Annotated in this window: 9 protein-coding genes; 3 read left to right on the forward strand and 6 right to left on the reverse strand. The window is 36.4% G+C overall.

Translation table 11 applies throughout. The features are described from left to right. Positions 1-2: 2 nt before the first annotated feature. The 4 genes from AC4IFE_RS15865 to AC4IFE_RS15880 form a co-directional block, all read right to left on the reverse strand. Complete coding sequence (locus AC4IFE_RS15865) at positions 3-3092, reverse strand: hypothetical protein (protein WP_490758114.1); 3090 nt, start codon at positions 3090-3092, stop codon at positions 3-5. A 1-nt stretch (position 3093) separates the two neighbouring features. Continuing rightward, on the reverse strand, positions 3094-4668 hold the full coding sequence (locus AC4IFE_RS15870) for a T9SS type A sorting domain-containing protein (RefSeq protein WP_490758115.1): 1575 nt from the start codon (positions 4666-4668) through the stop codon (positions 3094-3096). Positions 4669-5104: 436 nt separating this feature from the next. Further along, the gene (locus tag AC4IFE_RS15875; RefSeq protein ID WP_490758116.1) at positions 5105-5743 is read right to left on the reverse strand and encodes a hypothetical protein; all 639 of its coding nucleotides are present in this window, start codon (positions 5741-5743) and stop codon (positions 5105-5107) included. A gap of 546 nt (positions 5744-6289) precedes the next feature. Further along, entirely contained in the window at positions 6290-6718 is a 429-nt protein-coding gene (locus AC4IFE_RS15880) for a DUF4268 domain-containing protein (RefSeq protein WP_490758117.1), read from the reverse strand. A 132-nt stretch (positions 6719-6850) separates the two neighbouring features. Here AC4IFE_RS15880 and AC4IFE_RS15885 point away from each other — a divergent pair, with 132 nt between their 5' ends. From AC4IFE_RS15885 to AC4IFE_RS15895, 3 genes are all read left to right on the forward strand, one after another. Then, a complete protein-coding gene (locus AC4IFE_RS15885) occupies positions 6851-7258 on the forward strand; it encodes an RrF2 family transcriptional regulator (RefSeq protein WP_490758118.1) in 408 nt (135 codons plus the stop codon). Between the two features lie 187 nt (positions 7259-7445). Continuing rightward, positions 7446-8333, forward strand: coding sequence for a sulfite exporter TauE/SafE family protein (locus AC4IFE_RS15890; RefSeq protein WP_490758119.1), 888 nt, complete (start codon positions 7446-7448; stop codon positions 8331-8333). A gap of 88 nt (positions 8334-8421) precedes the next feature. Continuing rightward, the gene (locus tag AC4IFE_RS15895) at positions 8422-8712 is read left to right on the forward strand and encodes a putative quinol monooxygenase (RefSeq protein WP_490758120.1); all 291 of its coding nucleotides are present in this window, start codon (positions 8422-8424) and stop codon (positions 8710-8712) included. Positions 8713-8862: 150 nt separating this feature from the next. On the opposite strand, the gene AC4IFE_RS15900 is transcribed toward AC4IFE_RS15895, so the two are convergent. Both AC4IFE_RS15900 and AC4IFE_RS15905 read right to left on the reverse strand, forming a co-directional pair. Beyond that, complete coding sequence (locus AC4IFE_RS15900) at positions 8863-10158, reverse strand: T9SS type A sorting domain-containing protein (protein ID WP_490758121.1); 1296 nt, start codon at positions 10156-10158, stop codon at positions 8863-8865. A 425-nt stretch (positions 10159-10583) separates the two neighbouring features. Then, complete coding sequence (locus tag AC4IFE_RS15905) at positions 10584-11402, reverse strand: choice-of-anchor J domain-containing protein (protein WP_490758122.1); 819 nt, start codon at positions 11400-11402, stop codon at positions 10584-10586. Between the last annotated feature and the right edge of the window lie 89 nt (positions 11403-11491).

Raw genomic sequence — 11491 nt, forward strand, 5'->3', positions numbered from 1 at the left:
TTTTAGTTTTTGTAATTGTATTTGTATTCTTTCACAATTTTGTATACTAGATTTCCAGTAGCATCTTTATCCAGTTGTTTAACTTCTTTCAGTCGATTAGCGGTATCATAAATATAAATCTCTCTGATGCCCGATGGTGGAGTAATGCTTCTTACTCCAATTAGCGGATCATAAGTATAAGTAGTGATAGAATAGTCTGATAACCCGGAATAGGTTCGGAATATATCTAACTTATTGATAAGTTGTGTTTCAGCCTCTTCCGGCTGTAGGTTATATAATGCAGGATTAGCATCCTTTTCAGAAGCAGTAACAATATCCGAGATTAAACTTTCCACCTGGCTATAAGTTGCTCCTGCTATTTTTGCAATAGGCTGGGTATTATTGTAACCCCAGATAATTGACACAGGAATTCCATCTTTTGTTGTGTATTGCTGTAAATTACCTTTGGAATCGTACTTATTATAAATTACTTCTGTGGAAGCAGAATTAGTTTGAAGATCATAAGATTGCACAGACAAAGGAAGGACTAGGTTCCCAGATTGTGCAGTGGGAAGCGAAGCCGGATATACAGTTTCCGTTTTAACAATAGTTTTATTGTTTTTTTTGACCTCTGTTATTACTGGAATTCCAGTCATATTTCTAGATCCCATTAAGCTATTACTGACATCTTGAGCGTATGAATAATTTTGGGATATAATAGTATTATCGGCAGTCGTAATGTTTTCCTTGGTACGGTTTAAATGTTTGCTGCTATCATGAAAATAATCTGTTATTGTTTGGACAGGAACATCATTTAAAAAATCTGTTACCATTTTTTTCTTTATTGCTGAAGAATTCAGATACTTTTTATATCCCTGTACCCATGCTCCTGATAGATGATTAAAACTCACATAATTATTATTATCCTTCGTATTATTAGGGTTATAGTCTATATTATCATTATAAGTGAATTCAGTCATACTCAATGGACTTGTTGAACCTTCCGAATAAATAGTTTTAGTTTTCAACTTACCCCTTAAGATGGTTCGATCTGTTCCATATAAGTTTTTAAAATTTTTGTATAAATTCAATGGCGAAGGAGAAGCCATATTGTTATATTCTCTAAGATTACCCGCATCAGGGGTTATAATATCCGGATAATCCACATAACTTGTAAAGTTATATTCTGTAATACCCTTTCCTACATTGATTTCATAAACTTTTTGATATCCTACATTATAACCGTCTAGTGAATTTTGCTGTACATTGGAGCTTGACCTGATCATTAACTTTTGGTAAGCCGTAGGAGTATTAAATTCAATATAATAAATATATCTAGGCCAGTTCATAAGTATTCCGGATGATGTTGTACCATTTAAAGTAGTTGTATACCGATATTCCTTGTTATTGATTATTCCACCATTTTCTGAATAATCATATTGCTTTTTAATTCTTGCTCCTCCTATTGCTCCTCCATTATTCATCAGAGTAGGAAGAAATGCACTTACTGATGTTCTTTCTACCCTCTGTCCATAATAAGGCGCCTCATACTCGAAGATGGAATATCCTTTGGTTGGATAAATTATTTTGCTCAGTAAGCCCACATTATATTTTTGAACATTAGGATCTCTAAATGTGTTATTTAGTGTATAATCTCCAGTAATGGCATTATAGGTGTCGTACGGTGCCAAGTTCTGGTTGTTATCGTTTCCATTCCAGTATCCCCAATGATCAATTCCCTTGGTAACGTATTTGGGTAAATTATCCGTATTGTAATATTCAAAACCATATACTTTATTACTTACAGGATCCGTGATATTCTTAAGAAAAGGTCTTTTATTAGTACCCAGGTCCTCATAAGTAAACACATTATTTTGTATTAGATGGCTATTATCAAAAAGCTGAATATTGTCTATTACATATTCATTAAACAGAAGCACTGCTGAACCGCCTTCATAATGCCTAATGGGATATCCAGTATCTTTATAATTGACCTTTACCTGATGAGTTCCATAAGTAATACTTTCTAAAAGCGAGCGTTTTGTCAGCACAAAATTTTCACTGAGGATTGAAGTACTGCTTATCGCTGAACCACAGCCCGCCAAACCGCTTGGGCAATTCTGCCAGTCATCAATTCGTGCTCCATCCTGATAGTATCCTTCAAAATTCATCAATTTAGCATTGGCTACTACATTGGATGACGAGGTAGCAAGACTGCAAAAAGTACTGTTTAATGTATCCTGAACATATCCAAAAGTAACAGTCTGTCCATTCGTAAACTCAACCTTTGAAAGACTGAAAGAACTGATATAAGGAAAACCTTTAAACCAATTGTTCTTACTCATACCCGGCTGTGGTAGCGAGTAACTGATTTCATACTTTGAAAAATCACCTCCGAAGTAATACTTATTACCCTGTCCATCAGTAATAATGATAGTCTGATTGGGTGGTTTACAAAATTCTTTACCACCATAAGATACCATACCCGACAAATCTACTTTGATATTAGGATCCTCCGATTCCACCAATACATTCCCATCGTTACCAATAACAAACTTTCCGCTTAGCCCCATTGCATTAAAGTTAAAAATATCAGGTTCTCCTTCATAACCGTTATCAACCGTTCCAAGTCGCCAGTCTAATCCTGTGATACCACCGGCACCGCTATTCAGGTCGTAAACCTGTGCATTGGTATAAGCATTCAAACGTACACCAGTAAGGAAACCGTGAAAATCCACCCCCGAATCAAATGGGCTTGTCCCGGTCCAAGTTGGATTTCCCTGATATTCATCAGGGAATCTGTTTAATGTCCGGGTAATTCTCCCCCCGGCAAGCATGGACCAACCCATCCCTGCAAAATCAGACTTCTTATGCGGTAAAAACCCAGAGGAATCATATGAAATAAAAACATCAATATTCTTTCCTTCACTGGTAGGAATAGAATAGATTGGAATCTTTAAATCTAAAGTTCCTGTGTATAAATTAATCGGGACATTGCCGTATTTCTCAAATGCATAGGATTGAGGAGATTTTATCTGTACCTTGTCCAAGTATTGTTGTGAGAAAGCTATTGAAAATTGAATTAGTGTTAATGATATGTATATTTTTCTCATGCTATTTCTTTATTAATTTGGCATTAGCCGTTTTGCTAGTATCCGTTTTTATCGTCACCAGATAAGCCCCCTGAATTAAGTTTTGTGTGCTAATCTTGGTTATCTTGTTTTTAGTTTTCAAACTTTGTAATTGTCTTCCACCCATATCATACAGCATAATATCAGCTTCCTTGAAATCAAAGCCTATTTCCACATAGGCATAATCTGATACTGGATTCGGATAGATCTTGATGTCCTGTTTTTCAATCAGTTGGTCAAGCTGTTTATCTCCCAGTTTTACAATCTTCCAGTTCTCTTTTCCAAGTTCCTCCGCGCTGGTTCCAGCCAGAATAATGGAGCCGTCCCTGTTGAGTTTTATATCCGAAAGTCTCTCTTCTCTTTGTCTCTTGTCTCCCTTCACGTATTTTCTCCACTGCTCATTACCATCGGCATTGAGATAGAGCATCCAGAAGGTTTCATCATCTGCTTCAATTCTGCCTTCAGCCTGAGTGTAACCTCCAAGTAAAATTCCTTTGGTCAGATCTTGGTTCCTGGCTCCCCGATCCTGGCTCTGAATAACACTCGTTCCCATCAGAATATCACGGTTTCCGAAATTGTAGGATTTCTGCCAGATCTCTTCGCCTCTTTCGTTTAAAGAGATTAACCATAGATCGGTTCCTTCTTCTATTCCTGCAGTTTTGTTTCCTGATCTCTCGGATCTGGATTCTCCTCCGATTAAATATCCTGCTGAGGTTAAGGCCAATGTTCTCAAATGATCATCTCCTTTTCCTCCATAGTTCTTTTCCCATTCTGTTTTTCCTTCTTTATTTAGCTTAATGATCCAGTAATCTCCTTCGCCAAAGTTTTCGGTTTTCTTAGAACCCCCTAAGTTGCTTCTGGAATAAATTCCCAGCAAAGCTCCGCCGTCTTTGGTAGGTATCATCTTTTCAACTTCATCCAATCCTTTTCCACCTAAGATTGACTGAGAAAGTTCTTTCCCGTCCTTATCGAGCTTTACAATCAAAATATCTTTGGAACCATAACCTTTAGTAGTACCCTGAGCCTGTCGAAGGGTGACATTTCCGGCTACAAAAAAGCCAAGATCTGTGGTCTGAATAACTGATCTTGCTTCTTCATCTGATGCTGATCCTAAAGTTTTCTGCCATAGCTCATCACCGAATTCATTAAGTCGTATCAGCCAGATATCGGAGCCGCCTTTGGAGTCTTCTTTTTTATCAAGACCTTTTGATGAATAGGAGGTGCCTGAAATCAAAAATCCACCATCTTGTGTAGAAACGGTTGCGGAAAGATAGTCATGGTTATTTCCTGAAATGTATTTCTCCCAGACCTCTTCGCCTTGTTGATTAAGCTTTATCAGATGAAAATCGTAGCCGTTATTCTGCTTACTGCCCTCAGCCTGAAGCTTACTGCTTTGAATACTGCTTCCCGTGATCAGATACTGTTGATCTATTGTTGTGGTCACCTGGCTTAGAAAATCCTGTGTAGAGGATTTGATGTCTTTCTGCCATAATACTTCCTGGGCAGACAACCCAAAGAGAGTGCATAGAACACATGCACCGGAGTAGAATTTCTTCATCTGTTCGTATATCGAGTTTTACGGTTAGTTTGATTGAGGCTGCGAATTTAACATTTTTCAACGGCCTTTCAAATCTCGTTACGGAGATTTAATGTGAGTTTTATCATTTGTATAATGCAAAAATATTACGGGAAAGCGACAGAATGTGACGTATTTTATTGGAGATTGCTATTCTATAAAATATAATTAAAAACAAAAAAGAGAAACCTTCTGGTTCTCTTTTTTATGAAATATTTCTAAACTATTGCTCAATCTTTACAAAACAGGAACAATATGTGTCACTTCAGATGTTTCGCGTAGCCCAGAGCGGTTTTTAGGTTAAGATTTTACATTTTTATCTGCTCCGGCTTCCAGATTGCTTTTGAACCCGGCAATGTTTATTTTGAGTAAGCTGAAATATAAGAAATGTTTAATTTTATTGAAAAAGACCCTCTTATTACTCTTGTTCTACAGCCTCAGGAAGCAGACGGGCGGTCTTATAATAGCTTATATCATTTGGAATTTTCTTCTGCAGATCCTTAAAAGTGGAATATTCATAGTGTTCCCATTCCAGATCATTATCAGGATTGGGTGTTTTATCTATAGCCAGCTCCAGTTTTCCGTCTTCCTGGTAGCTGAATTCTATGGCAGCATATTTTTCGCCGTTTTCATCAGAAGTATACCAGCATTTTGTTGTTCTTTCCGGTATAGGCTTCAGTGTTTCCGAGTCCAGGATCTGGGAACAGATAAAGTTTTCAGGATCATCGTGATAAAAAACCGTTTTCGAGATCAGAGGCTTTTCATCTACGGTTAATGAATATATTTTGTTGGTGGCAATGATGAGGTCTCCGGCAGATTCCCTCTTTTCAATATCGAAAAGATCAGATTTCTCTTTCAGATAATTGATAACCTGCTCTTCATCCTCATCGTGACTCATAAAATAATGGATGTTGTATACTTCATCTTCAGTGAGAAATTCAATTTCTTTCAGCACTTCGGAATCTTTTTCATAATAATATAAATGATAATCGTCCAGTTTCTCAGCTTTCGCTTTTGAAATCACTTCTCCAAAAATGTTTTTATATACTTTTTTCATGGTTAGTAGTTAATATGTATTGTGTTATCAGTGTATTGTTTTTCCTTCTATTGCTAGGTTTTTAGATGCTTTTATGTCGATGATAAAGAATGTAAGCAATTTATTTATGAGATGATAGTACTGCATTTTCAGGGCCATTTTTTATATTCTGTAATGTTTCTTGATTACGATAGAAATTCTTTATTCATAAACCAGGAGGGTGCAATGAAGAAGTCGGAATGACTTTGCTTATTAAGATTTTGATAAAATAAAAAATGTCCGTACCATCTGAATTTTTTCTCAAGGCATGCGGACTGTCTTTGAGCTTAAAATTCTCATCTTTGTATTCTGTTTTCATGGGTTAGTTTTTGTAAGTGCAAATATATTTAAAATCAGAGAATTACAGGGTTATATCCGGGCTTTTATAATAAGAATTTTTTGTTAATAAATTGCGAACAGCAGATTAGTTTTCAGATGTGAACATTTATTGAGCTATAGGCAATGTTCTTTTTAACAAATACAAAGCTATTCACGTGAGGATCATTAGTATCGGCATTCTGTCTGAACTTAAACATCCTTTATAAAATCCTCATATTCATAATAAAACCTTTCAAAACCATCCATTTTCTCCCGAAAAAATTCAAAAGTTTCCTGCCATGTATTTTTATTGAATATAGAAACGTTATGTTTTTCAACCCAGATCCTGCTGATTACTTTTCCGTTATCAAGGGTAAAATGTTCTTCCTTTTGAAAATCGCCTATAAAATCTTTCAGGATGTCTTCCAGAGACCATATCTTTTCATAGTAAGCATTCCGGAAGAGCTCATCTTTCATTTCTATATCCAATGAAACCGTTGCTTTTTTATTATCGGCATGAAATTTAAATGACAAATCCTTGATCTTGGTATCATACAGAATCCATTTTCTTGGAAAAGATTTTCCAAATGCCGTCCAAAACTCCTTTTTTAGTTGCTGTGCTTCTTGTTTACTGAACATATGGGCAAACTTAAGAATTTAATACAAAAGGAACAACGTTATGAAAGTTAATGTATCAATTAGAGAATTTAGCTTTTACGATCATTATTTCTTCATTTATATAATTCAAACTATTTTCTTATTTTTGCTGTAATGCTTTCAAAAAAATCCCAATATGCTTTTAAAGCGCTTTCATACCTTGTAGAAAAAAGGAATGATGGCCCGGTACTTATTTCCGAAATTGCGGAACATAAGAAGATTCCTTTGAAGTTTTTAGAAAATATTCTGCTCGAACTGAAAAAAGCGGATATCCTTGATAGTAAAAAAGGAAAAGGAGGAGGGTACTTTTTAAAAGGGAATCCTGAAAATGTAAAGCTGGCAAAGATTATCCGTCTCGTAAATGGTCCCATTGCCATGCTGCCGTGCGTCAGTCTAAATTTTTATGAAAAATGCGAAGACTGCAATGAAGAGCATTGCGGGCTGCATGATGTACTTATAGAAGTCCGGGATGCATCGCTGAATATTCTTGAGAAAAAAACTTTGATGGATCTGATCGATTGATCCGGTCCTTTTTTTGAATAAATAGTCTACTTATTTGGTAGGATAATATTTTTATTTGATATTTGCAGTAAGCCAAATGCTTTAACCAACACTGGGTACCACTTTATTTCATTTTTTGGATTCCGGAATATGGATGACACAAAATCTGAATCAAACGGTAAGGCAGGAGCTGTAATGATATTGTAATATGATAATTTCAAGAAAAATCCAGATAAGACTCAATATATTCTTTATTACGGCTGCAGTACTGCTGATCGCCATTGTATCCATGTATGAACTGGGATATATGGACGAGCTGCTGAATATATTAGCTAAAGATCATTATATTTTTTACTGGATGCTTTTGGTCGGTGTTTTCGCGGAAATTGTAGCCGGATCCATGGGCATGGGCTATGGAGTGATCTGTACAACAACCCTTTTGTTTCTGAATATTCCGCCTCATATTGTAAGTGCCAGTATCCATTCCGCTGAAAGTTTTACCACGGCTGCAGGAAGCCTGAGCCATATCAAACTTAAAAATGTGAGTAAGAATCTGGTTAAAAAACTGGCAATTCCAGCGGTAATAGGAGCGATTATTGGTGCGGTTAGTCTGACCTATTTAGGAGAGTATTATGCCAAAATCACAAAAACACTTATTGCTTTCTATACCCTTTATCTGGGAATTCAGATCCTGTCCAATGCCTTTAAAAATAAGCAGAATAAGGCGATGAAAAGAAAAACCAACCTTACAAGACTTGGCGTGATCGGAGGTTTTATCGATTCATTTGCAGGAGGAGGCTGGGGTCCATTGGTTACCGGAACCCTTATCAAAAATGCGTTCACGCCCAGATTTGCAGTTGGCAGTTCTACCGTTGCCAAATTTATATTGACCATCACTGCTGCAGTGACGTTCTTTTTTACTCTTGGAATCCAGCACTGGAATATCATCCTTGGCCTTTTGATAGGCGGGATCATCACTGCTCCTTTTTCCGCTATGCTTACGGCAAAACTTCCTGTTAAAAAAATGTTTGTGATCATCGGAATTCTTGTTATTGTAATGAGCTCCATAACTATTTATAAATCAGTTTTCAAGTAAAAACTTATGGGCTTTGCAGAAAAATAAATACCTCAAAAACATTTTTAGCTTTGAAAATATTCTACTTTTACACCCTAAATAATAGAATATGAATTTGTATATAGTAGCGCTTTTTAAGTTTAACGAAAACTACCTGATGGATGCTGTGGAACTTTTCCAGAACCTCGTAAAAGAGACCAGAAAAGAAGAAGGATGCCTTCAATATGATCTTATTGAAGACAAAGATAATAAAGGAACTTTTTTTCTGATCGAGTTGTGGGAAAGTGTTGATCACCACAACAGGCACAACGGACAGGATCATCTTCTCGATTTCCGCAGAGATGCTTCAAAAATGATGGAAAGCTCTACAGAGGTTTATAAGGGGTTTAAAATTTATTAATTTAAAGATTTAATCATTTAAAAATTTAAAAATTCAATGTTAAAGAAATTGTAATTCTTTAATTTTTAAATTAAAAACACATATAAAAGGCGGTTTCAGATTCTGAAGCCGCCTTTTGATTAGAAAAAATAGAAAGTAGTAAAATTGAGTTTATTTTACGATAAGCTTTTTCGTTTCCGTACTGCCCCCGAAAGTAATTTTTACCAGATAATTTCCTGCAGTAAGATGAGATAAGTTAAGATCCTGTTTGTAGAAGCCGGCCTGATTGGTAAGCTCTGCAGTATATACCTTTTTCCCTGCAAGATCATACACTTCGATGCTTCCTTTATTATTAGCCTTTTCCTTCACATCAAAAAGCACACTTACTTTTTTATCAGCTGTTGTAGGGTTTGGATAGATCCCGAAAGAAGCTTTTTTGCTCACTTCCGTTATTCCTAAAGTTGCCGTGATCTTTTTGTATTTGAAATACATATCTCCGGTCGTAGCACCTCCGTTCGTTGTAAAGTACATTCTGTAGTAATCATTCCCTTTTTTTACATAATACACTATATTATTATAGACATTTCCGATTCCTTTCCATGAATGGCCGATTGTGGTAAGGTTTGAAGAGAAATTACTGTCGGTGGGAGTAGCGAATGATGCTGTTTCCTGCGTTTCAGGCTGTACTTTTGCTACTTTCACACTGGGACCCTGAATAGCTCCTGTAAGAGGATACATCATCATATTATTATAGAAAGTATAATATTTCGTAAACATAAAGTCCCATGCACTTCTGGACGGCTCCATATTAGGAACCTTTGCCCCTGTGGTAAATGAGAAGTAGTTGAAATAAGCATCATCCGATCCGTTGGCTATAGTTCTTGTTTCAGTAGGCCCCCATGCCGTTCCGTTCCATTTGGAATATCTGAAGGTATATCCTGCAAAAGCATCTTCAATAGCAAATTTGATATAAGTGTTGGATGTGGTATATTTTAAGACAAAAATAGCTTTCCCTTCAATGTGATGAGTTAAAGAATTGTACACTCCCCAGCCTGTTGACGGAATATTAGGATTGGGTGACGTAACAGGGCCCTGCTCAAAAGCACCCTGGCTTAAGTCAGTTGTCTGGTCAGGGTTGTACAGAGGTTCGCCCCAGTTTGCGATATTGCTGATATTGATATTATCCCAGTCTGCTAAATTCGTAGAAGCTGTATACACTTCAATATTCAGAGCATCGTTAACCCTTGATCCGAATGCAAAGCTGGAATTTCTGTAAAAAGCAACATCCCAGGTATTCGCTGGCTGAGATGTCATATTGCCGTCGGAAAGGTTGAAAAACACACGATTCTGGTAGGAAGGTCCCATCGTCATATTTGCCTGCGTGTATCCTAATGCATCGGTTTGTGCCAGGACAGTCTGCTGAACAGAAAGAGCCAGTACCGAAGCCAATAATAGTTTTGTTTTCATAACTTATTTTTGAATTATTATTTAGAATGATTCTACAAAAATATATTAATTATTTTTAATCATTCTAAATAAAAACATGATTTTTATCCTGTTTGACACTTATTGTTTTAACCTGAGTTGGGGAAAAGAAATAATATTGAATTGCTGGAAGCAGGAAAAGGGGTGCTGGAAGTTACTATTGGACTATAGTTTCTTGAAACTGAATAATTAATCTTAAAAAGAGTAATAAAAACAATGGTATAGTTTTTACGGCCTCAATAACTTCTCTCTTCAAGCTTCAGGATTCCTTACCATGTTATAAACAGAAATCTCTTATCCCGAACTCAGTTTATTTTATGAGAATCGGTTGCTTTACTCCAAAAAGAGCCGGCCGGAAAATAGTTCCGGCCGGTTTCATAAAGGCATAATACTAGTCTAATAAAACCTTATTTTTTAATGAATTTAGATTTCACTACAGAACCTTCTGAAGTTTCTACCAGCATATAATAAACGCCGGTGTGAAGTCCGCTGATATCAAATTTCTGTCCTTTTAATTTTCCCTCCGCTGCTTTTTGTCCTGCAGCTGAATAAACTTCGATCTTTCTAGGTTCTGTTCTGGTAAGAAACTCTAAAGAAGTATTGTCCGCATTTACAGCAAACCTGAAGTTCTCTTTAGATGTAGCAGTATCATTTACCCCTAAAGTAGTGGAAGTATTGTAAACGACATCATCTATCTGTACAGCTACGTGAGTAGCACTTGGAGTGAATTTAAAAACGATATAGGAACCTGCAGATGCAGGAATAGGAACACTTATATTTTGGTTGACCCCAATTGTAGTTACATTGATAAGATTCCCTACAGGCACGAAAGTCGACATATCAGTTGGATTTGAGGCCACACCGATCTGAATAGTTCCCGGGCCGGGAGACGGAGAAACCAAAGTAGTGGTAAAAGTTAGTGTCTTATTTCCTGTAGGAGTCTCAATCTGTGGAGAAATCAGATAAGAAGGAGCTGTTGCATTATTTCCGGCATAAGACTGGATAAATCTCTGCGTATTGTCATTTTCAAGGGCAGCTACAATCATTCTCGGTGGTGCTGGAGGAAATGCACCGGTTATCGGAGCAACGATGGCAGACCAGCCACCTTGAGGGAAAGTCGTAGTTCCAATAGTAAAGCTGTTGAAATTTTCATTAAGCGTCGCTACTTGTGCATTCGCTGTAAAAGCCGTAAAGATTAATGTTCCTAAAAGTAGTTTTAAATTCATAACGTTATTTTTATTTAGAATTGTTCTACAAAAATAAGTATTTATTTTTAACTATTCTAAATAAAGCATTATATTTGCGGAAATTTTTA

This window comes from Chryseobacterium sp. UF-81 (genome assembly GCF_058245105.1).

What these genes read in the sequence shown, in the direction of transcription:
- AC4IFE_RS15865 (WP_490758114.1), bottom strand. Translation starts at nt 3,092, where the DNA reads ATGAGAAAAATATACATATCATTAACACTAATTCAATTTTCAATAGCT.
- AC4IFE_RS15870 (WP_490758115.1), bottom strand. Translation starts at nt 4,668, where the DNA reads ATGAAGAAATTCTACTCCGGTGCATGTGTTCTATGCACTCTCTTTGGG.
- AC4IFE_RS15875 (WP_490758116.1), bottom strand. Translation starts at nt 5,743, where the DNA reads ATGAAAAAAGTATATAAAAACATTTTTGGAGAAGTGATTTCAAAAGCG.
- AC4IFE_RS15880 (WP_490758117.1), bottom strand. Translation starts at nt 6,718, where the DNA reads ATGTTCAGTAAACAAGAAGCACAGCAACTAAAAAAGGAGTTTTGGACG.
- AC4IFE_RS15885 (WP_490758118.1), top strand. Translation starts at nt 6,851, where the DNA reads ATGCTTTCAAAAAAATCCCAATATGCTTTTAAAGCGCTTTCATACCTT.
- AC4IFE_RS15890 (WP_490758119.1), top strand. Translation starts at nt 7,446, where the DNA reads ATGATAATTTCAAGAAAAATCCAGATAAGACTCAATATATTCTTTATT.
- AC4IFE_RS15895 (WP_490758120.1), top strand. Translation starts at nt 8,422, where the DNA reads ATGAATTTGTATATAGTAGCGCTTTTTAAGTTTAACGAAAACTACCTG.
- AC4IFE_RS15900 (WP_490758121.1), bottom strand. Translation starts at nt 10,158, where the DNA reads ATGAAAACAAAACTATTATTGGCTTCGGTACTGGCTCTTTCTGTTCAG.
- AC4IFE_RS15905 (WP_490758122.1), bottom strand. Translation starts at nt 11,402, where the DNA reads ATGAATTTAAAACTACTTTTAGGAACATTAATCTTTACGGCTTTTACA.